Genomic DNA, 24,124 nt, shown 5'->3' on the forward strand with positions numbered 1-24,124 from the left:
TCGAGAGAGCAAGAGCCCTCACCGGGCACTTCGCACCGACCTCTCCCCGCCGGCGAGAGGTGGACCGAGACCGCGCCCAACCGATGCAACCAAAACTCAGCGCGCTTTGGCGTGCATGGCCCGATCGTGCATTCGGGAGCGGCAGCCGCTCCCGAATGCCTCGTCGTCGTCAGCCGGTCACAGCGTCATCTGCATCGGCTCGGGATAATAGTGGTAGCCCTCGCCGGCCTTGGCGACGTGGCCGTAGCCCGGCCAGGCGAAGTGATAGGACATGACAGGCGTCCTGTTCACGGCCAGCGTCTCCAGCAGCTTGACCCGCGAGGCCGCCGCCTGCTTCGGATCGGTGTCGTAGGAGAACTCCATCCGCGGCCGCTCCAGCAGCAGCACCGCGTGATGCGACAGGTCGCCGAGGAAGGCGAAGGATTTGCCGCCCGAGCTCACCATGAAGATGGTGTGGCCCACGGTGTGGCCGGGCGCCGCGATCGCCTGGACGCCGGGCAGGAATTCCTGGCCATCCTTGAAGAACACGATGCGGTCGCGCACCGGCAACAGGTTCTTGCGGGCGTGCACGACAAAGTCCTTCAACGGACTGCCCATCTTGCCTTCGTCGGTCCAGAAATCGAGATCGCTCTGCGCGATGTAGTACTGCGCGTTCGGGAACAGCGGCTTGTTGTTGGCATCGACGATGCCACCGATGTGGTCGATATGCGCGTGCGACAGCACGACGGCGTCGATGTCCTCCGGCCTGATGCCGGCTTCCTTCATGCTCTTCTGTTGCCGCCCGGTGGTCGGGCCGAACGCCTGCGAGGTTCCCATGCCGGTATCGAACAGGATCAGCCTGTCGCCCATGTTGACGATCGGCGAGTTCTGCTCGAGCACGACATTGTCGGGCGAGAGGAAGTTGTCGGACAGCATCTTCTTCACCTCTTCCTTCGGCACGCCGGTGAAGGTGCCGGAGGGATCGCCGAGCGGAAGCGGGCCGTCGGAGACGACGGTCACTTCGGCGTCGCCGAGCACGAAACGGTGCCAATAGGGAGTCTGTGTGCCGAGCTTCGGCGCACGCGCCTGCGCGGTGCCGCCGAGGAGTGTGCTGGCGCCGAGACCGGCGCCGAGCGCGAGCAAGGATCGTCGTGAGACATTGAGCGTCATAACGTTCTTCCTCCACAATTTTTATGAGATTGTCGCGTTGTCGCCCGCGTTGGCCCGCCGCTTGACCTGACGCAGGCAACAGGATGCTGCGCTCGCCGGCGCAAGCTGGCAAGTAGAATAAGGCGAACGAATGCGCGGTTGAAATCTAGGTGGATTTCAACCGACATGTGCGGCGCACAACAGAGCGGTTATTTGGCGGCGCGCTTCTTCTCGATGGTATCCCAGATCATCGCTGCGACGTCGGGGCCATTGAGCCGTTGAATGGCGCGGATGCCGGTCGGCGAGGTGACGTTGATCTCGGTCAGATTGCCGTCGATCACGTCGATGCCGACGAACAGCAGGCCACGCTCGCGCAGCGCCGGTCCGAGCGTCGCGCAGATTTCGCGCTCGCGATCCGACAGCTCGGTCGCCTTGGCCGCGCCACCGCGCACCATGTTGGAGCGCAGGTCATCCGCCGCCGGCACGCGGTTGACGGCGCCGGCGAACTCGCCGTCGACCAGGATGATGCGCTTGTCGCCATGCTTCACCTCGGGGAGGAAGCGCTGGATCACCCAGGGCTCCTTGAAGGTGACTGAGAACATGTCGAACAGCGAGCCGAAGTTCATGTCCTGCGGCATCACGCGGAACACCGCGGCGCCGCCATGGCCGTGCAACGGCTTCATGACGACGGCGCCGTGCTGGTCGCGGAAGGCGTTGATCTCGTCGAGGTCGCGCGAGATCAGGGTCGGCGGCATCAGCTGCGGGAAGTTCATCACGAACAGCTTTTCCGGCGCGTTGCGCACGCTAGCCGGGTTGTTGACGACAAGGGTGTTTGGATGGATGCGCTCCAGAAAGTGCGTCGAAGTGATGTAGGCGAGATCGAACGGCGGATCCTGCCGCAGCAGCACGACGTCGAAGCCGTTCAGCGCCTCGCGCTTTGCTTCACCGAGCGTGAAATGATTGCCGACCTCGTCGCGCACGGTGAGCGGCTGCACCGGCGCCACCAGCTCCTCGCCGCGCAGCGACAGCTTGTCGGGCGTGTAGTAGGAGATGCCGTGGCCGCGCTTCTGCGCCTCGAGCAGCAGCGCAAAGGTGGAATCGCCGCGGATGTTGATGCGCGCGATAGGATCCATCTGGACGGCGATCTTCAATTTCATAGGTGTGTCCCGCGAGGTCTGAGGGTAGCTTCAAGGGCTTGCGTCGAATGCCGCTAACAGATGGCGCGGCAGGCTCTTCGGCGCAATCAGCACGGCGTCGAATCTGAGATCAAATTCGGCATGTTCGGGATGCGCCATCAGCCAGGCCTGGGCGGCATTGACGATGCGCTGCTGCTGGCGCGGCGTCACGGCATAGGCGGCTTCATCGAGGCTGGCACGGGCCTTGACCTCGACGAAGGCGACGAGATTGCGCTTGCGTGCGACGAGGTCGATCTCGCCATAGGGCGTGCGGAAGCGCCTTGCCAGGATGCGATAGCCCTTGGCGATCAGAAGCGCCGCGGCGCGGCTTTCGGCCGAGATGCCGGTGCGGAATGCGGCGACGCGCTCGGGCGAGGCGCTGTCAGTCTTGGCACTACCAGGTTTGGCCATCACGGTCCCCGATGGCTTTCGCGAGCTCGAGCGCGCGCGCATAGACCTCGCGGCGCGGCCGGCCCGACAGCTCGACCGCGTGGGCGACCGCATCCTTGACGCTGCCGCGGGCGAGTTGCGCGCGCAGCAGATCGTCGAGCGAATTCTCGTCCATCACCCCGGCATCGTCGGCCGGCGGCCCGATCACCAGCACGAACTCGCCGCGGGTCTCCAGCGCGTCCGCGCCGGCTGCAAGCTCGGCGACCGGCGCGCGCTTGACCTCCTCGTGCAGCTTGGTGAGCTCGCGGCAGATTGCCGCATCACGCCCGGCCATGATCGCGGCGAGGTCGCGCAGCGTGTCCTGCACGCGATTGCCGGATTCGAACATCACGAGCGTCGAATCGATCCGGGCGAGCTCGCTCAGCCGTGCGCGGCGCGCGTGCTCCTTGGCCGGCAGGAATCCCTCGAAGAAGAACCGGTCGGTCGGCAGCGCCGCGACCGATAGCGCCGTCAGCACCGATGACGGCCCGGGCACCGCAATGACGGCATGCCCGGCGGCGCAGACCTCGCGCACCAGCTTGAAGCCGGGATCGGAGATCAGCGGCGTGCCGGCGTCGGACACCAGCGCGATCGCGGCGCCCTGTGCCAGCCGCTCCAGGATCTTGGGCCGCGCCTGCGCCGCGTTGTGCTCGTGATAGAGCGCGAGCTCGGCACTGATCGCGTAACGCTCGGTCAGCCGGCGGGTGATCCTGGTGTCCTCGCAGGCGATGACGTCGACGCCGGCCAGCGTCTCCAGCGCGCGCAGGGTGATGTCGGCGAGATTTCCGATCGGGGTCGCCACCAGATGCAGCCCGGGTGCGGCCCTTGGCACGGCCAGTTGCTGGCCGCCGATCGAAAAGGTCTTGGCCAAAGTCTTGGCCGCAGCGCCCGCCGTGGCGTCCGGATGGTGGAGGGAACTGGCTTTTGCGCGCATAATGCCAATCTAAAGGGATGGCAGCCCTTGCGCCACATCCGCATCGCGGCGGCGGACGGCTGCCGGTCGCGAGAAATGGAAGCCGCGGCAACGGCGCCGCAGGGACATAATCCTTTTGTTTTAGTTAACTATTCGCCGACAATATGCCTGAATCCACCCGCCTCATCCGAGCCGGATGGAGTCCTGGCCGATCCCGGTCGGCCAAGAGAAGAGAGACGATGGCAGGCCCGCATCACCGCACGTCACTGCCGTCGGGCACGACCCGGCGGACCGCGCTTGGCCTCCTTTTGGGCGCGCCGCTGCTGACGGCCTGTTCGGGCGTCCAGCAGAGCCTGAGCCAATTTTCCAGCGGTAACCCCGAGGCTGGTCCGTCCGGCCCGCCGCAACAACCGCAGGCGGTCGGCACCGGGCAGGTCAAGATCGGACTGATCCTGCCGCTGTCGGCCGCCGGCAATGCCGGGCTCGCCGCCCAGTCGATGCGCAACGCGGCGGAAATGGCGCTCGCGGAATTCCAGAACCCGAACATCCAGCTCCTGATCAAGGACGACGGCGGCAGCCCGCAGGGCGCCGGTCAGGGGGCCCAGCAGGCCTTGGCGGAGGGCGCGGAGATCATCCTGGGACCGCTGTTCGCTGCCTCGGTGCCTCCCGTTGCGCAACTGGCGCGGCCACGCGGAACCTCGGTGATCGCGTTCTCCACCGATTCGAGCGTGGCCGGCCACGGCGTCTATCTGCTGAGCTTCCTGCCGGAGTCCGACATCAACCGGATCGTCGATTACTCCGCCAGCATCGGCAAGCGCTCGTTCGCCGCGATGGTGCCCGACAATGCCTATGGCAACGTGGTCGAGGCCGCGTTCAAGCAGGCGGCCGGGCGCAAGAACGGCCGCGTCGTCGCCTTCGAGAAATATGGCGCCGATCGCGCGGCCGCGGCGCGGACGGTGGCGCAGGCGCTAGGCCAGGCCGACGCGCTGTTGATTGCCGACGATGGCGATTCGGTGGTCGCCACCGCCGACGCGCTGACCGCGGCCGGCGCCAATCTGCGCAACATCCAGCTCCTCGGCACCGGTCTGTGGGACAATCCGCGGGTGTTTGCGAGCCCCGCCTTGCAGGGCGGCCTCTATGCGGCCCCGGATCCCTCCGGCTTCCGCAGCTTCGCCGGCCGCTACCGCGCCAAATATGGCGGCGAACCGGTCCGCACCTCGACGCTGGCCTATGATGCGGTGGCGCTGATGGCGGCGCTGGCGCGCACCCAGGGCGCGCAACGTTTCGCGCCGGAGACGCTGACCAATCCCTCCGGCTTTGCCGGCATCGATGGTCTGTTCCGCTTCCGCTCCGACGGCACCAATGAGCGCGGCCTTGCGGTCATGAAGGTGGCGTCCGGCGGCGGCACGCCGGTAGCAGGCTCGCCGAAGAGTTTTGGGGCTTGATCGTCGTCCGGCGGTCGAGCTGCCTCGCCGAGCGCCGGCGCCCTGCTTTGCATGGGGTTGTTTTCGATATTTAGGCCGCGAGATCCGCGACCACGGCGTCGAGCACCGGAAATCCCGACTTGGTCACGCGCAGCCGGCCGTCGGCATCGACCGCGATCGCACCCTCCTCGCGCAGCAGCGTGATCCGCTGCGGATCGAGCGCGCGACCGGAGAGCTGCGCATAGCGCTTCGGATCGATACCCTCGACCAGCCGCAGTCCCATCAGCAGGAACTCGTCGGCGCGCTCTTCGCTGTTCAGGCTGTCATCGCTGACGACGCCATGGCCGCGTTCCTCGACGTTCAACAGCCAGGCTTCGGGACGCCGCTCGGTCGCGGTCGCATGCCTGACGCCATCGATGTCGAGCCTGCCATGCGCGCCGGGACCGATGCCGGCATATTCCTCACCGCGCCAGTAGACCAGATTGTGCTTGCACTCCGCGCCGGGGCGGGCGTGGTTGGAGATCTCATAGGCCGGCAAGCCCTCGCGGGCGCAGACCTCCTGCGTGACGTCGTAGAGTACGCGCGACGTCGCCTCGTCCGGCGTCTGCAATTTGCCGGCGGCGTGCAGTCCGAAGAACGGCGTGCCTTCCTCGATCGTGAGCTGATAGAGCGACAGATGCTCGGCGGCTTCCGAGATCGCCTGCTTCAATTCATCGGCCCACATCAGCGGCGTCTGGTCTGGACGGGCGTAGATCAGGTCGAATGAATAGCGATCGAACGCCGAGCGCGCGATCGCGACCGCGTCGAGCGCCTCGCGCGCCGTATGTAGGCGGCCCAATGCCTTCAGTGACGCATCGTCGAGCGCCTGCACGCCGAGCGAGACGCGGTTGACGCCGGCGGCGCGATAGCCGCGAAAGCGCGTCGCCTCGACGCTGGTCGGATTGGCCTCCAGCGTGACCTCGACGTCGCGTGCGACCGACCAGTGTTTGCCGATCGCATCGAGCACGGCGCCAACGGTCTGCGGCTGCATCAGCGAGGGCGTGCCGCCGCCGAGGAAGATCGATGTGACTTCGCGTCCCGGCACCCGCGCGGCGGTGGTCTCGATCTCGCGGGCGAAGGCGCGCACGAAACGATCTTCGTCGACCGGCGCGTGCCGGACATGGCTGTTGAAATCGCAATACGGGCACTTCGACAGGCAGAACGGCCAGTGCACGTAGACGCCGAATGCTGTTCGTTCAGCGTGGCTCAAGGCAGATCTCCGCGAGCTTCACGAAGGCGCGGGCGCGATGCGACAGGCCGAGCCCGTGCGGCGGCAGGCCGTGCTTCTCGATGCTGGTCATCTCGCCGAACGTCCGCGTATGGCCGTTGGGCAGGAACGCCGGATCATAGCCGAAGCCGGCGGTGCCGCGCGGCGGCCAGACCAGCGTTCCGTCGACGCGAGCCTCGACCTCTTCGAGATGATCGTCGGGCCACGCCACGCACAGCGCCGAGACGAAATGCGCCTTGCGCTGCTCGGATGTTGTGGCGCCGCGCTCCTGCAACAGGCGCTCGATCCGCGTCATCGCCGCCATGAAGTCCTTGCTCTCGCCGGCCCAGCGCGCCGAGTAGATCCCCGGGGCGCCGTCGAGCGCGTCGACCACAAGGCCGGAATCGTCGGCGAAGGCCGGCAAGCCGGTCGCCTTCGCCGCGGCGATGGCCTTGATCGCCGCATTGGCGCGAAAACTGTCGCCGGTCTCCTCGGGCTCGGCAAGGCCGAGCTCGCCGGCCGACACCGCCTCGACGCCGTGCGGCGCCAACAGTTCCCGCATCTCGGCAAGCTTGCCGGGATTATGAGTGGCGATGACGAGCCTTCCGGTGATTCGGCGATGCATGACCAATCAGACTACGCCACCGCGATCTTTTGCAAGTCGACCAGACGCGCGACACCTTTGCGCGCCAGCGCCATCAGCGCCAGCAATTCGTCCTGCGAGAACGGCGTCTTCTCGGCGGTGCCCTGCACCTCGATGATGCGGCCGTCGCCGGTCATGACGAAATTGGCGTCGGTGTCGGCCTCGGAATCCTCGGCATAGTCGAGATCGAGCACCGGCGTGCCCTGGTAGATGCCGCAGGAGATCGCCGCCACATTGTCGCGCAACACGTTGGCCTTCAGCATGTTGCGGGTCTTCATCCAGTTGATGCAGTCGGCCAGCGCCACCCAGGCGCCGGTGATCGAGGCGGTGCGGGTGCCGCCATCGGCCTGGATGACGTCGCAATCGACCGTGATCTGGCGCTCGCCGAGCGCTTCGAGATCAACCGCGGCGCGCAGCGAGCGGCCGATCAGCCGTTGGATCTCGACCGTGCGGCCGCCCTGCTTGCCGGCGGAGGCCTCGCGGCGGGTGCGTTCCAGCGTGGCGCGCGGCAGCATGCCGTATTCGGCGGTGACCCAGCCGCGGCCCTGGCCCTTCAGCCATGGCGGCAACCGCTCTTCCAAGGTCGCCGTCACCAGCACATGGGTGTCGCCGAACTTCACCATGCAGGAACCCTCGGCATATTTGACGACGCCGCGTTCCAGCGACACGGGACGCAGTTCATCGGGTGCACGGCGGCTTGGCCGCATGAAATCCTCCAAAAATCCCAGAGATATGGCTGGGCGTGCTTGTAGGAGGGGGAAGGGGCAGCGGCAAGGGTTTTTGGTCCCCGGGATGGACCGGTCCCGGAGCGCCGAATGCGCGCTTGTCACCGGCCTCCCGGAGCGACAAATTAGGCAGCAATTGCGAGGGACTGGAGTGTGACTCATCACGATCCGATCGGCCTGATCGCGCCGCATGCCGGGCTGGCCCAGCTCAACGAGCGGTCGCGCGACATTTTTCGTCAAATCGTCGAAAGCTATCTCGCCACCGGCGAGCCGGTTGGTTCGCGCAACATCTCGCGCCTGATCGCATTACCGCTGTCGCCGGCCTCGGTCCGCAACGTGATGTCGGATCTCGAGCAGCTCGGCCTGATTTACGCGCCGCACACCTCGGCGGGCCGGTTGCCGACCGAACTCGGCCTGCGTTTCTTCGTCGACGCCCTGATGCAGGTCGGCGACCTTACCGAGGCCGAGCGGCAGTCGATCCAGACCCAGCTTGCCGCCGTCGGCCGTGCGCAATCCGTCGAGGCGGCGCTTGGCGAGGCGTTGACGCGGCTGTCGGGCCTGACCCGCGCCGCGGCCGTGGTGCTGACGCAGAAGTCGAATGCGCGGCTGAAGCATATCGAATTCGTGCGGCTGGAGCCGGAGAAGGCGCTGGTCGTGCTGGTCGGCGAAGACGGCCAGGTCGAGAATCGCGTGCTGGCGCTGCCGCCCGGCGTGCCGTCCTCGGCCCTGACGGAAGCGACCAATTTCCTCAATGCGCGGATCCGCGGCCGGACGCTGGCCGAAGCGCGGCTCGAGCTCGAGACCGCATTGACGCAAAACCGCGCCGAGCTCGACCAGCTCACGCAGAAGGTCGTCGCGGCCGGCATCGCGAGCTGGTCCGGTGGCGAGAGCGAGGACCGCCAGCTGATCGTGCGCGGTCACGCCAATCTGCTGGAGGATTTGCATGCGCTCGATGATCTCGAGCGGATCAAATCGCTGTTCGACGATCTCGAGACCAAGCGCGGCGTGATCGATCTGCTTGGCCGCGCCGAGCGCGGCGAGGGCGTGCGGATTTTCATCGGCTCGGAGAACAAGCTGTTCTCGCTGTCGGGTTCCTCGACCATCATCGCGCCCTATGGCGACGCCCAGGGCCGGATCGTCGGCGTACTCGGCGTGATCGGGCCGACCCGGCTGAACTATGCGCGGGTGATCCCGACGGTGGATTATGCCGCGCGCATCGTCAGCAAGATGCTGGGCGGCTGACCGGAGGTGGATTTGGCTTGCATTTGACTGGTTTCCTGCACCCGCACCGGGGATCCCGGTGCCTCAAGCCGGTAGGTTACGCTTGATTTTCGCCGCCCAAAGCACGATATCCCGGCAAGCAATCCCCAAGATTTGAACCGACGCGAGTTTTCGAGAAGGCAAGCCATGACCGATCCGAACCGGGCCAATGACAACAGCGAGAATTCGGCGCCGACGGGTGAGCCCGTGGTTTCGAAGCCCTACATCATGCCCGACGATCCCGAGGCGGGATCATCAGAGGCGCTGGCCAAGGAACTCGCCGAGGCCAAGGACCGCACGCTGCGCACGCTGGCCGAGATGGAGAACCTCCGTCAGCGCACCCGCCGCGAGGTCGCCGACGCCAAGACCTACGGCATCACGGGCTTTGCCCGCGACGTGCTCGACATCGCCGACAATCTGCAACGCGCGCTCGATGCGGTGCCGGCCGAGACCAAGGAAGCCGCCGATCCCGGCCTGAACGCGCTGCTCGAGGGCGTCGAGCTGACCGAGCGTTCGCTGCTCAACGCGCTGGAGAAGAACGGCGTCAAGAAGTTCGATCCGATCGGCGAGAAGTTCGATCCGAACTTCCAGCAGGCGATGTTCGAGGTGCCTGACGCATCGGTGCCATCAGGCACCGTGGTGCAGGTCGTGCAGGCCGGCTACATGATCGGCGAGCGCATCCTGCGTCCGGCGCTGGTCGGCGTCTCCAAGGGCGGCGCCAAGTCGGCCCCCAGTGCCGACATCACGGTCTGATCCGTCCAACCTGCGAGTCATAAGCGCGCTGTCGTGGATTCACGACGGCGGCTTCTCATGCGCCTTCGGCCAATAGGTGCCGAAGTTCCAGAGATTTCCTTCCGGGTCACGGCAGGCAAAGTCACGGCTGCCATAGTCGGTGTCGCGCAGTTCCATTTCGATTGTCGCCCCCGCCGCCTTGGCCTTCGCATGCAGGGCGTCGGGATCGTCGACCGCGACGTAGATCGAATCGGTGCGGCGGCCGCCGATGTCCCCGACCAGCTTGCCATAGTCGTCGTCGCGGCTCTGGCCGAGCATCAGGATCGAGGAACCGTAGGCCAGCTCGGCGTGATGGATCACTCCATCGTGGCGGTAGACGACGTACTCGGTGAACCCGAATGCCGCCTTCAACCAGCCGACCATCGCCTCGGCATCCCTGCAACGGATCGTCGGGTAGATGCGGGGCGGTTCGATATTGCTCATGATTGCGCGTGTCCCATGTTGGTCGCCGATGGCGCCACCATGCGCAAGGCGATGCGTCGCCGGCTTGAAGGTTTGTTACCGGTCCGCCAGCAGATCGCCGGAATGCGCCAGCCGGCTGTCGGTCATCGCCAGCCGGCGCGCCCATGCCGTCGGCGGTTCCCCGGCGAATTCGACGAACTCGCGGACCAGATGGGCCTGGTCGGCATAGCCGGTTTCCGCCGCGATCGCCGCCCAGGCGCGCGGCCCGCCGCGCTGGGCGATCCGGCAGGCCTGGTGGAAGCGCATCATCCGCGCCAGCGATTTGGGGGCGAGGCCGAGCTCCGATCGAAAGCGGTCGACGAGGTGCTTGCGGCTCCACCCGATATCGGCGGCGAGCGTCGTGATCCGGATCCTGCCGGCGGATCGCGCCAGCCTGCGATAGGCGGAAGCGATCTCAGGCGATGGCGCATGGTTCGCGCGACGGAGCACGAAGTCCTCGATCAGGTCGAAGCGCCGCTGCCAGCAGGTCGTATTGCCGAGCCGTTCGCGGAGCCGCCGTCCCTCGTGGCCGAGCACGTCGCCGAGATCGACCATCCGCCCGGCGAGCTCGGTGATGGTGCCGCCGAAGAAGCGATAGGCACCGAGCGGCGTGAAATCCACCTGCACGCTTTCGGCGCGACCATCGGATTCGATATAGACCGGCCCCGTGTGCAGGCCCGCGGCGAAGCTGAGCTGCCGGTCCGACGCCTCGGGCCGCCGCGCAAGCGCGATCAAATAGGGCGAGCCGAAGCTGACAATGAAAGGCACGATCAGCGGCGCCGTCTGGCAGTGGACGAATCGGCCTGCAACCGTCTCACGATAGCCCGTGATCCCGACAATCATGCCCGCCATTCGTGGCGATGGCGGGCGCCGCACGAAGTCGAATTCAACGGGGGCCGCGGGCTCGGCCATGCGGACCTCGCGTGATATGCCTATGCGATGTCGGCCGACTGGATGCGCTTGACGCCGGCCTTGGCCATGTCGTCCCAGGCCTTGGCGAGCGATCCCTGGGTGTCGATGCCGCGGCAGGCATCCTCCACCACATAGGTCTCGAAGCCGGCCTTGCGCGCATCGAGCGCGGTCCACGCCACGCAGAAATCGGTGGCGAGCCCGGCCACGAACACCCGCTCGACCTTGCGCGCCTTCAGATAAGCGGCAAGTCCCGTGGTGGTCTTGCCATCTGCCTCGGTGAACGCCGAGTAGCTGTCGACGTCCTTGTGAAAACCCTTGCGGATGATCAGCTCGGCTTGCGGGATCGCGAGTTCCTTCGACAGCGAGGCGCCGTCTGTTCCCTGCACGCAATGGTCGGGCCACAGCACCTGTTTGCCATAGGCGAGGTCGATGGTCTCGAACGGCTTCTTGCCGGTGTGGGCCGAGGCGAACGAGACATGACCGGGCGTGTGCCAATCCTGCGTCATCACCACATTGGCAAAGTGCTTGGCGATCTTGTTGATGACCGGCACGACCTGCTCGCCGTCTTTCACGGCGAGGCTGCCGCCCGGCAGGAAGCAGTTCTGGACGTCGATCACGAGCAGCGCGGAGCCATCGTCAGGCTTGATCGCAGCGGCCCATAGGCTCCTTGGAACCAGCGTCGCAAGCGCCATTGTGCCGAGGCCTGCAACAACCTGTCGTCGATCCAACATCGCGCCCCTCCTCGCTTTGCGTGATATCGCGAGGAGGCTAGTTCCGTTCGCTGACCAGCGGAAGTCCGATTTTTTGGCGATCAGCCGCGCGGCTGGATGCCGTCGCGCACCGCGCGGAAACGTGGGAAGGCGGTCTCCCAATCGGTGCGCGGCGAGCTGCCGATGATGCGCATCGAGGTTTGCGCGCCGAACCGCAGCCACTGCACGATGGTCACCGGGGTGTTGTCCTTGCCGCTGACGGCGTCGATCCGGGTTTCGAAGCCGGGCTGACCCTCGATCCGGATCGGCTCGGACATGGTGATGCGGCCGTCGCGTACGCCGGGGATCGTGGTCGCGATCTGCTGGGCGAAGCGGCCACGGTCGTCGGGCGTGGCCGGAGCCGAACCGATGATGCCAAGCAGCATGAAGGGCTTGGCCTCGAGGCCCTTGTCGTCGCCGTCGGCCATCAGCAGCGCCGCGCCCGGCGCCAGCATGCGGATATTCTTGAAGCCGCTGAGCTCGGTGACCTTGAACGGCATCATGCCGAGCTGCTCGTCGACCGGCACGTCCTTGCGGACTTCGGCCGAGGCGAACATCTGTCGCACGGCGTCGTCGGTGTAGATCTTGCTGGCGTTCTCCGGCACCTGCACCGCGACGTAGCCGGAGAAGGTCGGTCCCGGCAGGATCATGGAATAGCGCCGCACATTGGTCGCGCCGTCGCGCGCGCTCTCCACCGTGTAGTAGGCAACGCCGGCGGCGGTCTCGAGGCTCTCGGGCTTGATGCCGCCGGTGCCGGCGGGGTTCGCCTTGAAGGCATTCACGACCTCGGTATAGGCATCTGCCGGCAAGTCGGCGATCAAGACCTTCACGCCCTGGTCCTCGGTCTCGAAGCCGATGAACGTCTTGGCGCGGACGAGACCCACCAGCGGTTTCATCCCGACATGCGCGCCCGGCGGAAACACCACGTCGGCGGCGAAGCCACGACAGGTGGCAGCAATCAGCAAGGCAACCGCAACGAGAACTCGAAAAGGCGTCATGGGGGATCTACCGGTTTTGCTTGGTGGCCGCGCAGCGGGGCCGGTGCAGGGCTGGATGGCCTCTTTCAGTCGGACCGCTTTTAGCGGTTTTGATGGCCCTGCAACAGGCCGCCAAATCTCCGCTCCGGGCCTGTCGGCCCGATTCCGTTGGCTTTTCGCCTGATTGGCAGGCACTTTGCAGTTTCCTGAGGTTTCCGTGAAAGAGGTCAGCTGCGGCCGGCAGCGGCCAAACAGCGCGCCCTCGACCTGTGCGCCGCTCTCGCATACGACGTTTGTGAGCGTTCACTCAACAGCCGTGACGTCGCGCGCGGCCGCTCGCGGTCGACGCCGCCCGGCATCATTGCCGATTTGTTAACTTGGCCAGGAGCTGGCTTGGAGCTGGCTTGGGGCTGGCTCGGGCTTGAACCGGTGCCGCAGGCGAACTGACACAATCTTTCAAACGTCAGTCTTTTCAGGCCTCAACGTTGCGTCCAGTCCTTGCGGGCAGGACCCTCTCTCCTATATCAGGCTCACCGTCGCAATATCGCGAGTATGTGAACGTCTGGGGGTCGGTACGGAGCGCCGTCAGGGCCCAACCAACCTGCCGTAACAAAGAGGATTTGAAAACCATGGGTAAGGTCATTGGGATCGACCTCGGCACCACGAATTCGTGTGTCGCCGTAATGGATGGCAAGAACGCCAAGGTGATCGAGAATGCCGAGGGCATGCGAACGACGCCGTCGATCGTTGCCTTCACTGACGATGGCGAGCGCCTCGTCGGCCAGCCGGCGAAGCGCCAGGCGGTGACCAATCCCGAGCGTACGTTCTTTGCGGTGAAGCGCCTGATCGGCCGCCGCTATGACGACCCGATGGTCGAGAAGGACAAGAAGCTCGTTCCCTACAAGATCGTCAAGGCATCGAACGGCGACGCCTGGGTCGAAGCCGATGGCAAGACCTATTCGCCCTCGCAGGTCTCGGCCTTCATCCTGCAGAAGATGAAGGAGACCGCTGAGGCGCATCTCGGCCAGAAGGTCGATCAGGCCGTCATCACCGTTCCCGCTTATTTCAACGACGCGCAGCGTCAGGCCACCAAGGACGCCGGCAAGATCGCCGGCCTTGAGGTGCTGCGCATCATCAACGAGCCGACCGCTGCCGCACTGGCTTACGGCCTCGACAAGACCAAGGCCGGCACGATCGCCGTGTACGACCTCGGCGGCGGCACCTTCGACGTCTCGATCCTCGAAATCGGCGACGGCGTGTTCGAGGTGAAGTCGACCAACGGCGACACCTTCCTCGGCGGCGAAGATTTCGACATGCGCCTGGTCGGTTATCTCGCCGACGAGTTCCAGAAGGAGCAGGGCATCAACCTGCGCAACGACAAGCTCGCTTTGCAGCGCCTGAAGGAAGCTGCGGAGAAGGCCAAGATCGAGCTGTCGTCGACCACGCAGACCGAAATCAACCTGCCGTTCATCACGGCCGACCAGACCGGTCCGAAGCATCTGACGATGAAGCTGACCCGCGCCAAGTTCGAGGCGCTGGTGGCCGATCTCGTCGAGAAGACCATCGAGCCGTGCCGCAAGGCGCTGAAGGATGCCGGCCTGACCGCCGGCGAGATCGGCGAAGTGGTGCTGGTCGGCGGCATGACCCGCATGCCGAAGATCCAGGAAGTGGTGAAGCAGTTCTTCGGCAAGGAGCCGCACAAGGGCGTCAACCCCGATGAAGTCGTCGCGATCGGCGCTGCGATCCAGGCCGGCGTGCTGCAAGGCGACGTCAAGGACGTGCTGCTGCTCGACGTGACCCCGCTGTCGCTGGGCATCGAGACGCTGGGCGGCGTGTTCACCCGCATCATCGACCGCAACACCACGATCCCGACCAAGAAGAGCCAGGTGTTCTCGACCGCCGAAGACAATCAGGGCGCCGTGACCATCCGCGTCTTCCAGGGCGAGCGTGAAATGGCGGCCGACAACAAGATGCTCGGCCAGTTCGACCTGATGGGCATTCCGCCGGCGCCGCGCGGCATGCCGCAGATCGAGGTGACCTTCGACATCGACGCCAACGGCATCGTCAACGTCTCCGCCAAGGACAAGGCGACCGGCAAGGAACAGCAGATCCGGATCCAGGCATCCGGCGGTCTGTCCGAGGCCGACATCGACAAGATGGTCAAGGACGCCGAGGTCAACGCGGCCGAGGACAAGAAGCGCCGCGAGGCGGTCGACGCCAAGAACCACGCCGATGGCCTGGTCCATTCGACCGAGAAGGCCCTGGCCGAACACGGTTCGAAGATCGCCGACACCGAGCGCCGCGCGATCGAGGATGCCGTCAGCGACCTCAAGGAAGCGCTGAAGGGCGACGACGCCGAGGCGATCAAGGCCAAGACCAACACGCTGGCGCAGGCTTCGATGAAGCTGGGCGAGGCCATGTACAAGCAGCAGGCCGAGGCCGATGCGGCCAAGGACGCTGCCAAGGATGACGTTGTCGACGCGGAGTTCACCGAGGTCGACGACGACAAGAACAGCAAGAAGTCTGCCTAAGCGGGCTTGCGATCATGACCCTCACACCAAAGAGCACGCGCCGCGTCTCGGAGGAGTGGGGGTCATTTTTCTTTAAGGCGATCGCTGCATCTTCCAGACAGGCGCAATCCTTGACGCGATCCTGAACGCAATCTTTTGGCGATCGCGATGAACTTCGGACGGAATTGAAGGATGTCCACCAAGCGCTGCTACTACGAGACCCTCGAGGTCGAACGGAACGCGGACGAGACCAAGCTCAAATCGGCTTTCCGCAAGCTCGCGATGAAGTGGCATCCGGACAAGAATCCCGGCGACGCCTCGAGCGAAGTCCGCTTTAAGGAAATCAACGAAGCCTATGAGGTCCTGAAGGACGGCGACAAGCGCGCCGCCTATGACCGCTTCGGCCATGCCGCCTTCGAGCAGGGCATGGGTGGCGGCGGGCCCGGCTTCGGCGCCGGCTTCGCCTCCTCCTTCTCCGACATCTTCGAGGATCTGTTCGGCATGGCCGGGCAGCGCCGCAGTAGCGGCGGCCGCGAGCGCGGCGCCGACCTGCGCTACAACATGGAGATCACGCTGGAGGAAGCCTTCCAGGGCAAGACCGCGCAGATCGAGATCCCGGTCTCGGTCACCTGCGAATCCTGCTCGGGCACTGGCGCCAAGGCCGGCACCAAGCCGAAGACCTGCTCGCATTGCGGTGGCGCCGGCCGCATCCGGCAGGCCCAGGGCTTCTTCACGCTGGAGCGGACCTGCCCCGCCTGTCAGGGCCGCGGCCAGATGATCGAGGACGCCTGCACCTCCTGCGCCGGTTCTGGCCGGGTGACGCGCGAGCGCACGCTGTCGGTCAACATTCCCCCGGGAGTCGAGGACGGCACCCGCATTCGTCTCGCCGGCGAAGGCGAGGCCGGCGTGCGCGGCGGACCGCCCGGCGATCTCTACATCTTCCTGTCGCTGACCACCCATCAGTTCTTCCAGCGCGACGGTGCCGATCTGCATTGCCGCGTGCCGATCTCGATGGTGACCGCGGCGCTCGGCGGTGAGTTCGAGGTGCCGACCATCGACAAGGCCAAGACCAAGGTGAAGGTGCCGTCCGGCACCCAGTCCGGCCGGCGATTCCGCATCGCATCAAAGGGCATGCCGGTGCTCCGGTCGCGCCAGACCGGCGACATGTACGTCCAGGTTGTGGTCGAAACCCCGCAGAATCTGACCAAGAAACAGCAGGAATTGCTGATGGAGTTCGAAAAACTCTCGTCCGGCGCAACCCAGCCGGAGGCAGCGGGTTTCTTCTCTAAGGTCAAGGACTTCTTCGGCAACCGCGCCGTCTAGTCGAAGTCGTTGCGCTTGACCGTAACGACTTCGATCTATACGTGTTTATGACTGTTTTCTGACAACCGCTCGATTGTGCGGTCCCCGCCTGGTAGCGACATGCCTTTGCAATCGTCCGTGCGTGCGTCGAAGAAGCCCCTCCGTCTCGACGACGAGGTTCGTTTTCTCCGTTCATGGATTGAGAAACCGCTGCACATGGGCGCGGTGATGCCGTCCGGACGGCTGCTTGCGCGCACCATGGCGCAATATGTCGATCGTGACGCCGAAGGGCCGGTCGTCGAGCTTGGACCAGGCACCGGGGCGATCACCAATGCGCTGATCGAGCATGGCGTCGATCAGAAGCGTCTCGTCCTGGTTGAGTACAATCCCGGTTTCTGCGCGTTGCTGCGCGAACGCTATCCGCAGGCCAAGGTGGTGCAGGGTGACGCCTACCGGTTGCGCGACACGCTGTGGGACGTCATGAAGTCTCCGGCCTCGGCCGTGGTCTCCGGCCTGCCGCTGGTCACCAAGCCGATGCTGACCCGCCTGAAACTGGTCCGCGACGCCTTCCTGGCGCTCGCCCCCGGCGCGCCCTTCGTGCAGTTCACCTATTCGGTGGTGCCGCCGATTCCGAAGTCGCTGCCGGGCGTGTCCACAGAGGCCTCGGAGCGGATCTGGATGAACCTTCCGCCCGCGCGGGTCTGGGTGTATCGCAAGGGCTGAAACGCGCCTTGCGTCATCGCGCCGGGCGGGTCCCAACCGCGATGTCCTGAATGTCCGCGCTGAAAATCCTCGTGATCCCGGGATCGCTTCGGTCCGGCTCGCTCAATGCGAAGCTCGCCGCCGTGCTGGCGCACGAGCTCGCGCAGCTGGGGGCCGACGTCGGTCGCATCTCGCTCGGCGATTTCCCGCTGCCGATCTATGACGGCGACCTGCAGGCCAAATCGGGCGTGCCGCAGCACGCCGTCAACCTGAAGCGGATGATCGGCGCCCATCACGGCGTGCTGATCGTGACCCCGGAATACAATTCCTCGGTGCCGGCGTTGGTGAAGAACACGATCGACTGGATCAGCCGCGTGCAGGATCCGCACGAGACGCGCGGCCAGGTGTTCCGCGAGCGGGTGTTCGCGATCGCCGCGGCATCCGGCAACCGGCTCGGCGGCAGCCGTGCGCTGGCGGCGCTGCGCCTGATCCTGTCGGCCTGCTACGCGAGCGTGATCCCGAACCAGCTCGCGCTGTCATTCGCCGAGCAGGCCTATGACGATATGGATCGCCTGAAACACCAGGCCGACATCGACGCGATGCGGGCACTGGTGCGGCAGCTGATCGACCATTCCCAACGCATGATGTGAGGTGACATGCAGCCAGCCAAGATCATTCCAGGGATCGCTCCGAAGGACCGGTTGATTGTGGCGCTCGATCTGCCGTCGGTCGCGAGCGCCGAGGCGATGATCGACAGGCTCGGCGACAGCGTCACCTTCTACAAGATCGGCTATCAGCTCGGTTACGCCGGTGGCCTCGCGTTGGCCAAGCAGCTTGCCGGCAGCGGCAAGAAGATCTTTCTCGATCTCAAGCTGCACGACATCGGCAACACGGTCGCGCGCGGCGTCGAGAGCGTCGCCGGTCTCGGCGCGACCTTTCTCACCGTGCATGCCTATCCGCAGACCATGAAAGCGGCGGTCGAGGCCCGCGCCGGCACCAGCCTGAAGATCCTCGCGGTGACGGTCCTGACCTCCTACGACGAGGCCGACCTTCAGGCGGCAGGCTATCGCCTCAACGTCTCCGACCTCGTCGAGGCGCGCGCCAGGCAGGCGCTGGCGCTGGGTGTCGACGGCCTCGTCAGCTCGCCCGAGGAGGCGGCTGCGCTGCGCATAATCGTCGGCGATCGGATGCACCTGGTGACGCCGGGGATCCGCCCCGCGGGCGCGGCGACCGGCGACCAGAAGCGTATCATGACCCCGGCCCGCGCCATCGCCGCCGGCGCCGACTATCTGGTGGTCGGACGTCCGGTGATGGACGCCGCCGATCCGAAGGCCGCGGCCGAAGCCATTCAAGCCGAAATCGCCCAGGCGCTCGCCTGAACCTGCAACAAGGGAGAAGACAGATGGCGAAGGGATACTGGATCGGACGCGTCGACGTTCACAATGACGAGGGCTACAAGCCCTACGCGGTCGCCAATCTCGCGATCTTCAAGAAGTTCGGCGGCCGTTACGTGGTCCGCGGCGGCCAGCTCAACTGCGTCGAGGGCCAGAGCCGCTCCCGCAATGTCGTGATCGAATTCCCCGACTACGCAACCGCGATGGCCTGCTACAATTCGCCGGAGTACCAGGCCAACATCAAGGTGCGGCAGCCGCATTCGATCGCCGACCTGATCGTCATCGAGGGCTATGACGGCCCGCAACCCTGACCGTCGGGCGGCCGGTTCGGTTGCCGGAACAGCCATGGCTCGCTATACGGCTTTGAGAGGTGAGCCATGGCTGACATGCGTCTGATTGTTGCGGGAGCCGGCGGCCGGATGGGCCGCACGCTGGCGCGGGTGATTGATGAAACCCCGGGGGCGGTGCAGGTCGGCGCGCTGGAAGCGCCGGGCTCGGAGCTGCTCGGCAAGGACGCCGGCGTGCTGGCCGGGCTCCCCGCCAATGGGGTCAAGCTGTCGGCCGACCTGTGGTCGATGTCGGCCAACGCCGACGGCATCCTGGATTTCACCGTGCCGGCCGCCACCATCGCCAATGTCGCGATTGCGGCCGAGCGTGGCCTGGTCCACGTCATCGGCACCACCGGCCTGTCGCCGTCCGACGATGCGGTGATCAGGAGCGTCACCAATCGCGCCATCGTGGTGAAGTCGGGCAATATGAGCCTCGGCGTCAATCTGCTCGCCGCGCTCGTCAAGCGCGTCGCGCAGTCGCTCGACCAGGGCTTCGACATCGAAATTCTCGAAATGCACCACAAGTCCAAGATCGATGCGCCGTCGGGCACCGCCCTGATGCTCGGCGAAGCCGCCGCTGCGGGACGCAAGATCGCGCTCGAGCAGCATTCGGCACGCGGCCGCGACGGCCTCACCGGCGCCCGGCGTGCCGGCGACATCGGCTTCGCTTCGCTGCGCGGCGGCACCGCCGCCGGCGATCACAGCGTGATCTTTGCCGGACCCTCGGAACGCATCACGCTGTCGCATCATGCCGAGGATCGCGCGCTGTTCGCACAAGGCGCGCTGAAGGCGGCGCTGTGGGCGCATGGCAAGAAGCCCGGCATGTATTCGATGACCGACGTTCTCGGGTTGAACGACTGAGATCGCTCGACGAGATCAAATCCAGCCAAAGCGAAAACGGAATCTGAAATGAGTGATCGTCTTCTCGTGCTCGTTCGTCACGGTCAGAGCGAATGGAATCTGAAGAACCTGTTCACCGGGTGGAAGGACCCCGACCTCACCGAGCAAGGCGTCGGCGAAGCGAAGGACGCCGGCCGCAAGCTCAAGGCGCAGGGCCTGTCGTTTGATGTCGCCTTCACCTCCGACCTGACGCGGGCCCAGCACACGCTGAAGCTGATGCTGGAGGAGATCGGCCAGACCGGGCTGCCGACGACGAAGAATCTCGCGCTCAACGAACGCGACTATGGCGATCTCTCCGGCCTCAACAAGGACGTCGCCCGCAAGAAGTGGGGCGAGGACCAGGTGCTGGTCTGGCGCCGCTCCTACGACGTGCCGCCGCCCGGCGGCGAGAGCCTGAAGGACACCCTGGCGCGCACGCTGCCCTATTACGTGCAGGAGATCCTGCCCGGCGTGCTGCGCGGCCAGCGCACGCTGGTCGCCGCCCACGGCAATTCGCTGCGCGCGCTGATCATGGTGCTGGAGAAGCTTTCGCCGGAGCAGATCCTCAAGCGCGAACTCGCCACCGGCGCGCCGGTGGTCTATCGGCTCAATGCCGATTCGACCGTGGCGTCGAAGGTCGATCTGGCGGGGTAGGACGGTAGGATGGGTAGAGCGAAGCGAAACCCATCATCTTCGTCCTCTTTTCGCGAGTGATGGGTTTCGCTGCGCTCTACCCATCCTACAATCGCTCAATGCAATCCCACCTGCCCGGCTTCCCAGCCGAGCATCGCCTGCTTGCGGGTGACGCCCCAGTGATAGCCGGTCAGCGCGCCGCTCTTGCCGAGCGCGCGATGGCACGGCACCACGAATGACACCGGGTTACGTCCGACCGCGGCGCCGACCGCGCGCGAGGCCTTCGGGTTGCTGATCTTGTTGGCGATGTCCGAATAGCTCACCGCGCGGCCCATCGGGATCCTGAGCAGCGTTTCCCACACCCGGACCTCGAAGTCGGTGCCGATCAAGACGACGCGCAGCGGCTGGTCCGCGCGCCACAGCCTGGTGTCGAACACGCGCTGCGCCAATGCGCTGGTGCCGTCGGTGTCCTCGACATAGGTCGCGTTCGGCCAGCGCCGTTTCATGTCGGCGAATGCGGTCTGCTCGTCGCCGGGATCGGCGAACGCAAGCCCCGCCAGTCCGCGATCCGTCGCGATCACGATCGCGGTGCCGAACGGCGAGGGATGGAAGCCGTAGCGCAGCGTCATGCCGCCGCCGCCGGTCTTCCATTCGCCCGGCGACATCGCCTCATGGGTGACGAATAGATCGTGCAACCGGCCCGGTCCCGAAAGGCCGGAGTCGAGCGCCGCGTCGAGCACGCTGGCCGAATCGCGCAACAGGTTCTTGGCGTGATCCAGAGTCAGCGCCTGCATGAAGGCCTTCGGGGTCAGCCCGGCCCAGCGGCGGAACAGATGATGCAGCTCATCCGGCGTGACGGCAGCGGCATCGGCCATCGCTTCGATGGTCGGCTGCGTGCGCCAGTGCTCCGAGATGAAGGCGATGGCGCGCCGCACCGAATCATAGTCGCGCAGCGCGGCGTGCTGGAGGCCCGGCTTGGCCAGGCGCTGATCGTGTATGGCGAGTGTCATCATGGTGTCTGATTTAGGAGCCATGGCGCGTCCAAACCACCCGATTTCTGACAAGCATGATCCGGAAAAGTGGGCACCGGTTTTCCGGCATGATCATGCTCAAGCAAAGCTCGATTAGATGATGGGGTTGTAGGTAGGGCCGCGTTTCGCGGCGTTCAACGCAGCGGTCAAGGCTTTGGAGAAACTGGCCTTTTCGTCCGGACCGAGGAAGCTGCCGACGCTGACCCGGCGGCCTCGCGAGACCAGATAAAGCCGCTCGATGCCGAACTCCTCATGTGAGATCTGCTCGAACCGCACCCAGAGCGGATTGAGCACCCATTCCGCGACGTGGCCGCGGTGGCTGACCCGGCGGACGCGCAGTTCCGACGGCGTCACGGTGATCTCTTCGCTGGCCCTGGCGGTGCGGAAATTGACCTTGAACGCCCAGTAGATCACCAGCACGTCGAGGCCGAAGAAGCCGAAGATCGGCCAGGCGCCGAGCCACCAGAACACCGCGCCGGCGACGAAGCTGATCACCGTGACGAACGACATCAGCACGATGAAGCCGGTGCGGTTCAGCGAACGATGCGGCGTCAGCAGCGCCGAGAACAGTTTCGGCTCGGCCTCGGGAGCGCGATCCCCGGCGCCGCTCGTGGGATCAAAGTCGTTGCCTGCGGTCATGACGTGTCAGTATACCCCGTTCATGGCCAAAATCATCCGCTCTCAACGCGCCAGCACGTCAAGCGTTCGGTCCGCGCCGAACAAGAAGGCCGCGAAAGCGGCAAAGCCGCTGCCCAAACCCGCGGCCAAGAAGCCTGCCAAGCAGGCGCCGGCAAAGGCGGCCAAGAAAGCTGCAAAGCCGAAGCCATGGACGGCGGCGGAGGTCTATGAGGCCTTCGACCGGTTCCGCAAGGCCAATCCGGAGCCGAAGGGCGAGCTCGAGCATCTCAATCCCTACACGCTGCTGGTTGCGGTGGTGCTGTCGGCACAGGCGACCGACGCCGGCGTCAACAAGGCGACGCGGCCGCTGTTCGAGGTGGCCGACACCCCGGAGAAGATGCTCGCGCTCGGCGAAGACAGAGTGCGCGACTACATCAAGACGATCGGGCTCTACCGCAACAAGGCCAAGAACGTCATCGCGCTCTCGGAGAAGTTGATCGCCGAGTTCGGCAGCGAGGTGCCGCGCACCCGCGTCGAGATCGAGTCGCTGCCCGGTGCCGGGCGCAAGACCGCGAATGTCGTGCTCAACATGGCGTTCGGTGAACGCACGATGGCGGTCGATACCCATGTGTTTCGTGTCGGCAACCGCACAGGCCTCGCACCCGGCAAGACGCCGCTCGAGGTCGAGCTCGGGTTGGAGAAGGTGATCCCGACCGAATTCATGCTGCACGCCCATCACTGGCTGATCCTGCACGGCCGCTACACCTGCCTCGCGCGTGGGCCGCGCTGCGAAGTATGCCTGATCAACGATCTCTGCCGGTGGCCGGAGAAGACCGTCTGAGTCACGATCGTCATGGTGTGCTAATAGGCTCGTCCGGCGTTCCGGTGCGTGACTGAGGAGTGTAACGTGACAGAGCAGGTTCAAGACGGTGTCTCACGCGTCGCCCAGCCGGCTCCTGCTCCCACGACAGCGCCAATGACACCGAAATCTGCAACCAAAGGCTTCTGGCGCCGCTTCGCAATCCCGCTGTTCGCGGTGCTCGTCGCGCTCGCCTTCGTCGCCGTGGCGACCTCGCGCTGGAACGCGTGGGTCGGCAGCGCCACGATCCAGACGACAGATGATGCCTATGTCCGGGCCGAGCTCACGCAGCTCGCCAGCCGCGTCTCGGGCGAAGTGCTGACGGTTGCCGTCTCCGACTTCCAGCGCGTCAAGGCCGGCGATCTCCTGGTGCAGATCGACCCTGCGGATTACCAGGCGCAGGTCGCGCAGGCCGAGGCCGGCGTGGTCGGTGCCCAGGCAGCGCTCGACAACCTCAACAACCAGGTCGAGCTGCAATATGCGACCATCGCGCAGGCCGAGGCGTCGCGGCTGTCCGCCGAGGCGCAGCAGACCCTGGCAAAGCAGGAGGAGGACCGTCAGCAGTCGCTGTCGCAAACCGATGCCGGCACGCGGCAGCGGCTCGAGCAGGCCACGGCTTCCTACGCCAAGGCGGAGGCCGACGTGAAGGCCAGCCGCGCGGTGATCGCCGCGCAGCGCCATCAGCTCGAGGTCCTGCAAGGCACCAAGAAGCAACGCGCCGCCGATCTCGACGCCGCCAAGGCGCTGCTGGCGTCGGCCAAGCTCAAGCTCGGCTACACCAGGATCGTCGCGCCGTTCGACGGCGTCACCGGCGAGCGCCAGGTGCAGCCGGGCGATTACGTCAACATCGGCACCAATCTGATCAATGTCGTGCCGCTGCCGAACGTCTATGTGATCGCCAACTACAAGGAGACCCAGCTCACCAACGTCAAGCCGGGACAGCCGGTCGAGGTCACGGTCGACACGTTCTCCGGTGAGAGGCTGCGCGGCACCGTCGAGCGCATCGCGCCGGCCAGCGGATCGCAATTCGCGCTGCTGCCGCCCGACAACGCC

At 65.7% G+C, this 24,124-nt stretch carries 26 protein-coding genes; 13 read left to right on the forward strand and 13 right to left on the reverse strand.

Annotated elements, in window-relative coordinates:
* Positions 1-177: 177 nt before the first annotated feature.
* The 4 genes from B2W55_RS21220 to rsmI all read right to left on the reverse strand — a co-directional run bounded on the left by B2W55_RS21220 (position 178) and on the right by rsmI (position 3,666).
* Positions 178-1,149, reverse strand: a complete 972-nt coding sequence (locus tag B2W55_RS21220) for an MBL fold metallo-hydrolase (RefSeq protein ID WP_024584251.1) — start codon at positions 1,147-1,149, stop codon at positions 178-180.
* Between the two features lie 188 nt (positions 1,150-1,337).
* Entirely contained in the window at positions 1,338-2,285 is a 948-nt protein-coding gene (gshB, locus tag B2W55_RS21225; RefSeq protein ID WP_024584252.1) for a glutathione synthase, read from the reverse strand.
* 30 nt (positions 2,286-2,315) lie between these two features.
* Positions 2,316-2,714, reverse strand: coding sequence for a YraN family protein (locus tag B2W55_RS21230; RefSeq protein ID WP_024584253.1), 399 nt, complete (start codon positions 2,712-2,714; stop codon positions 2,316-2,318).
* Positions 2,698-3,666 (reverse strand): 16S rRNA (cytidine(1402)-2'-O)-methyltransferase, encoded by a 969-nt coding sequence (gene rsmI, locus B2W55_RS21235; RefSeq protein ID WP_024584254.1) that lies wholly within the window; start codon positions 3,664-3,666, stop codon positions 2,698-2,700. Before rsmI ends, B2W55_RS21230 begins: the two co-directional genes overlap by 17 nt.
* 218 nt (positions 3,667-3,884) lie before the next feature.
* Here rsmI and B2W55_RS21240 point away from each other — a divergent pair, with 218 nt between their 5' ends.
* Positions 3,885-5,090: a penicillin-binding protein activator gene (locus B2W55_RS21240; RefSeq protein WP_024584255.1), complete on the forward strand. Its 1,206-nt coding sequence runs from the start codon at positions 3,885-3,887 to the stop codon at positions 5,088-5,090.
* 70 nt (positions 5,091-5,160) lie between these two features.
* Here B2W55_RS21240 and hemW read toward each other — a convergent pair whose 3' ends face one another.
* The 3 genes from hemW to rph are packed head-to-tail and all read right to left on the reverse strand — an operon-like array spanning position 5,161 to position 7,665.
* Positions 5,161-6,318 carry a radical SAM family heme chaperone HemW gene (gene hemW, locus B2W55_RS21245; protein WP_024584256.1) on the reverse strand — a complete coding sequence of 386 codons (1,158 nt, stop codon included), beginning with the start codon at positions 6,316-6,318 and terminating at the stop codon, positions 5,161-5,163.
* Entirely contained in the window at positions 6,305-6,940 is a 636-nt protein-coding gene (gene rdgB / locus B2W55_RS21250; RefSeq protein ID WP_024584257.1) for an RdgB/HAM1 family non-canonical purine NTP pyrophosphatase, read from the reverse strand. The genes hemW and rdgB overlap by 14 nt, the downstream gene beginning before the upstream one ends.
* A gap of 11 nt (positions 6,941-6,951) precedes the next feature.
* Positions 6,952-7,665, reverse strand: coding sequence for a ribonuclease PH (gene rph, locus B2W55_RS21255; RefSeq protein ID WP_024584258.1), 714 nt, complete (start codon positions 7,663-7,665; stop codon positions 6,952-6,954).
* 171 nt (positions 7,666-7,836) lie between these two features.
* Between rph and hrcA the strand changes: the two genes are divergently transcribed.
* Together hrcA and grpE are read left to right on the forward strand one after the other, a co-directional pair.
* Positions 7,837-8,925, forward strand: coding sequence for a heat-inducible transcriptional repressor HrcA (gene hrcA, locus B2W55_RS21260; protein ID WP_021078184.1), 1,089 nt, complete (start codon positions 7,837-7,839; stop codon positions 8,923-8,925).
* A gap of 165 nt (positions 8,926-9,090) precedes the next feature.
* Positions 9,091-9,696, forward strand: coding sequence for a nucleotide exchange factor GrpE (gene grpE, locus B2W55_RS21265; RefSeq protein WP_024584259.1), 606 nt, complete (start codon positions 9,091-9,093; stop codon positions 9,694-9,696).
* Between the two features lie 39 nt (positions 9,697-9,735).
* Here grpE and B2W55_RS21270 read toward each other — a convergent pair whose 3' ends face one another.
* The 4 genes from B2W55_RS21270 to B2W55_RS21285 all read right to left on the reverse strand — a co-directional run bounded on the left by B2W55_RS21270 (position 9,736) and on the right by B2W55_RS21285 (position 12,835).
* Positions 9,736-10,158, reverse strand: coding sequence for a VOC family protein (locus B2W55_RS21270; RefSeq protein WP_029879996.1), 423 nt, complete (start codon positions 10,156-10,158; stop codon positions 9,736-9,738).
* 75 nt (positions 10,159-10,233) lie between these two features.
* The gene (locus B2W55_RS21275; RefSeq protein WP_343206190.1) at positions 10,234-11,019 is read right to left on the reverse strand and encodes an AraC family transcriptional regulator; all 786 of its coding nucleotides are present in this window, start codon (positions 11,017-11,019) and stop codon (positions 10,234-10,236) included.
* Positions 11,020-11,108: 89 nt separating this feature from the next.
* Positions 11,109-11,819 (reverse strand): bifunctional nicotinamidase/pyrazinamidase, encoded by a 711-nt coding sequence (gene pncA / locus B2W55_RS21280; protein ID WP_024584262.1) that lies wholly within the window; start codon positions 11,817-11,819, stop codon positions 11,109-11,111.
* A gap of 80 nt (positions 11,820-11,899) precedes the next feature.
* On the reverse strand, positions 11,900-12,835 hold the full coding sequence (locus B2W55_RS21285) for a hypothetical protein (RefSeq protein ID WP_024584263.1): 936 nt from the start codon (positions 12,833-12,835) through the stop codon (positions 11,900-11,902).
* A gap of 608 nt (positions 12,836-13,443) precedes the next feature.
* Between B2W55_RS21285 and dnaK the strand changes: the two genes are divergently transcribed.
* From dnaK to B2W55_RS21325, 8 genes are all read left to right on the forward strand, one after another.
* Positions 13,444-15,345, forward strand: a complete 1,902-nt coding sequence (dnaK, locus tag B2W55_RS21290) for a molecular chaperone DnaK (protein WP_024584264.1) — start codon at positions 13,444-13,446, stop codon at positions 15,343-15,345.
* 171 nt (positions 15,346-15,516) lie between these two features.
* On the forward strand, positions 15,517-16,647 hold the full coding sequence (gene dnaJ, locus B2W55_RS21295) for a molecular chaperone DnaJ (RefSeq protein ID WP_024584265.1): 1,131 nt from the start codon (positions 15,517-15,519) through the stop codon (positions 16,645-16,647).
* Positions 16,648-16,746: 99 nt separating this feature from the next.
* A complete protein-coding gene (locus B2W55_RS21300; RefSeq protein ID WP_024584266.1) occupies positions 16,747-17,349 on the forward strand; it encodes a class I SAM-dependent methyltransferase in 603 nt (200 codons plus the stop codon).
* A 50-nt stretch (positions 17,350-17,399) separates the two neighbouring features.
* The gene (locus B2W55_RS21305) at positions 17,400-17,978 is read left to right on the forward strand and encodes an NADPH-dependent FMN reductase (RefSeq protein ID WP_024584267.1); all 579 of its coding nucleotides are present in this window, start codon (positions 17,400-17,402) and stop codon (positions 17,976-17,978) included.
* A 6-nt stretch (positions 17,979-17,984) separates the two neighbouring features.
* Positions 17,985-18,707, forward strand: coding sequence for an orotidine-5'-phosphate decarboxylase (pyrF, locus tag B2W55_RS21310; protein WP_024584268.1), 723 nt, complete (start codon positions 17,985-17,987; stop codon positions 18,705-18,707).
* 23 nt (positions 18,708-18,730) lie between these two features.
* Positions 18,731-19,033 carry a DUF1330 domain-containing protein gene (locus B2W55_RS21315; protein WP_024584269.1) on the forward strand — a complete coding sequence of 101 codons (303 nt, stop codon included), beginning with the start codon at positions 18,731-18,733 and terminating at the stop codon, positions 19,031-19,033.
* Positions 19,034-19,099: 66 nt separating this feature from the next.
* Positions 19,100-19,912 carry a 4-hydroxy-tetrahydrodipicolinate reductase gene (gene dapB, locus B2W55_RS21320; protein WP_024584270.1) on the forward strand — a complete coding sequence of 271 codons (813 nt, stop codon included), beginning with the start codon at positions 19,100-19,102 and terminating at the stop codon, positions 19,910-19,912.
* Between the two features lie 48 nt (positions 19,913-19,960).
* The gene (locus tag B2W55_RS21325; protein WP_024584271.1) at positions 19,961-20,584 is read left to right on the forward strand and encodes a 2,3-bisphosphoglycerate-dependent phosphoglycerate mutase; all 624 of its coding nucleotides are present in this window, start codon (positions 19,961-19,963) and stop codon (positions 20,582-20,584) included.
* 95 nt (positions 20,585-20,679) lie between these two features.
* Here the strand turns inward: B2W55_RS21325 and B2W55_RS21330 are convergent, their stop codons facing one another.
* On the reverse strand, positions 20,680-21,576 hold the full coding sequence (locus B2W55_RS21330; RefSeq protein WP_024584272.1) for a methylated-DNA--[protein]-cysteine S-methyltransferase: 897 nt from the start codon (positions 21,574-21,576) through the stop codon (positions 20,680-20,682).
* Positions 21,577-21,687: 111 nt separating this feature from the next.
* A complete protein-coding gene (locus tag B2W55_RS21335; protein ID WP_024584273.1) occupies positions 21,688-22,233 on the reverse strand; it encodes a DUF2244 domain-containing protein in 546 nt (181 codons plus the stop codon).
* Positions 22,234-22,255: 22 nt separating this feature from the next.
* Here B2W55_RS21335 and nth point away from each other — a divergent pair, with 22 nt between their 5' ends.
* Both nth and B2W55_RS21345 read left to right on the forward strand, forming a co-directional pair.
* Positions 22,256-23,053, forward strand: coding sequence for an endonuclease III (gene nth / locus B2W55_RS21340; protein WP_024584274.1), 798 nt, complete (start codon positions 22,256-22,258; stop codon positions 23,051-23,053).
* Between the two features lie 135 nt (positions 23,054-23,188).
* The coding region (locus tag B2W55_RS21345; protein ID WP_291532281.1) for an HlyD family secretion protein at positions 23,189-24,124 on the forward strand (936 nt) is incomplete at its 3' end.

Origin of the sequence: Bradyrhizobium sp. UBA2491 (assembly GCF_002341725.1) — a bacterium.
Classification (GTDB): Bacteria; Pseudomonadota; Alphaproteobacteria; order Rhizobiales; family Xanthobacteraceae; genus Bradyrhizobium.

What these genes read in the sequence shown, in the direction of transcription:
- B2W55_RS21220 (WP_024584251.1), bottom strand. Translation starts at nt 1,149, where the DNA reads ATGACGCTCAATGTCTCACGACGATCCTTGCTCGCGCTCGGCGCCGGT.
- gshB (WP_024584252.1), bottom strand. Translation starts at nt 2,285, where the DNA reads ATGAAATTGAAGATCGCCGTCCAGATGGATCCTATCGCGCGCATCAAC.
- B2W55_RS21230 (WP_024584253.1), bottom strand. Translation starts at nt 2,714, where the DNA reads ATGGCCAAACCTGGTAGTGCCAAGACTGACAGCGCCTCGCCCGAGCGC.
- rsmI (WP_024584254.1), bottom strand. Translation starts at nt 3,666, where the DNA reads ATGCGCGCAAAAGCCAGTTCCCTCCACCATCCGGACGCCACGGCGGGC.
- B2W55_RS21240 (WP_024584255.1), top strand. Translation starts at nt 3,885, where the DNA reads ATGGCAGGCCCGCATCACCGCACGTCACTGCCGTCGGGCACGACCCGG.
- rdgB (WP_024584257.1), bottom strand. Translation starts at nt 6,940, where the DNA reads ATGCATCGCCGAATCACCGGAAGGCTCGTCATCGCCACTCATAATCCC.
- rph (WP_024584258.1), bottom strand. Translation starts at nt 7,665, where the DNA reads ATGCGGCCAAGCCGCCGTGCACCCGATGAACTGCGTCCCGTGTCGCTG.
- grpE (WP_024584259.1), top strand. Translation starts at nt 9,091, where the DNA reads ATGACCGATCCGAACCGGGCCAATGACAACAGCGAGAATTCGGCGCCG.
- B2W55_RS21270 (WP_029879996.1), bottom strand. Translation starts at nt 10,158, where the DNA reads ATGAGCAATATCGAACCGCCCCGCATCTACCCGACGATCCGTTGCAGG.
- B2W55_RS21275 (WP_343206190.1), bottom strand. Translation starts at nt 11,019, where the DNA reads ATGATTGTCGGGATCACGGGCTATCGTGAGACGGTTGCAGGCCGATTC.
- pncA (WP_024584262.1), bottom strand. Translation starts at nt 11,819, where the DNA reads ATGTTGGATCGACGACAGGTTGTTGCAGGCCTCGGCACAATGGCGCTT.
- B2W55_RS21285 (WP_024584263.1), bottom strand. Translation starts at nt 12,835, where the DNA reads ATGACGCCTTTTCGAGTTCTCGTTGCGGTTGCCTTGCTGATTGCTGCC.
- dnaK (WP_024584264.1), top strand. Translation starts at nt 13,444, where the DNA reads ATGGGTAAGGTCATTGGGATCGACCTCGGCACCACGAATTCGTGTGTC.
- dnaJ (WP_024584265.1), top strand. Translation starts at nt 15,517, where the DNA reads ATGTCCACCAAGCGCTGCTACTACGAGACCCTCGAGGTCGAACGGAAC.
- B2W55_RS21300 (WP_024584266.1), top strand. Translation starts at nt 16,747, where the DNA reads ATGCCTTTGCAATCGTCCGTGCGTGCGTCGAAGAAGCCCCTCCGTCTC.
- B2W55_RS21305 (WP_024584267.1), top strand. Translation starts at nt 17,400, where the DNA reads ATGTCCGCGCTGAAAATCCTCGTGATCCCGGGATCGCTTCGGTCCGGC.
- pyrF (WP_024584268.1), top strand. Translation starts at nt 17,985, where the DNA reads ATGCAGCCAGCCAAGATCATTCCAGGGATCGCTCCGAAGGACCGGTTG.
- B2W55_RS21315 (WP_024584269.1), top strand. Translation starts at nt 18,731, where the DNA reads ATGGCGAAGGGATACTGGATCGGACGCGTCGACGTTCACAATGACGAG.
- dapB (WP_024584270.1), top strand. Translation starts at nt 19,100, where the DNA reads ATGGCTGACATGCGTCTGATTGTTGCGGGAGCCGGCGGCCGGATGGGC.
- B2W55_RS21325 (WP_024584271.1), top strand. Translation starts at nt 19,961, where the DNA reads ATGAGTGATCGTCTTCTCGTGCTCGTTCGTCACGGTCAGAGCGAATGG.
- B2W55_RS21330 (WP_024584272.1), bottom strand. Translation starts at nt 21,576, where the DNA reads ATGATGACACTCGCCATACACGATCAGCGCCTGGCCAAGCCGGGCCTC.
- B2W55_RS21335 (WP_024584273.1), bottom strand. Translation starts at nt 22,233, where the DNA reads ATGACCGCAGGCAACGACTTTGATCCCACGAGCGGCGCCGGGGATCGC.
- nth (WP_024584274.1), top strand. Translation starts at nt 22,256, where the DNA reads ATGGCCAAAATCATCCGCTCTCAACGCGCCAGCACGTCAAGCGTTCGG.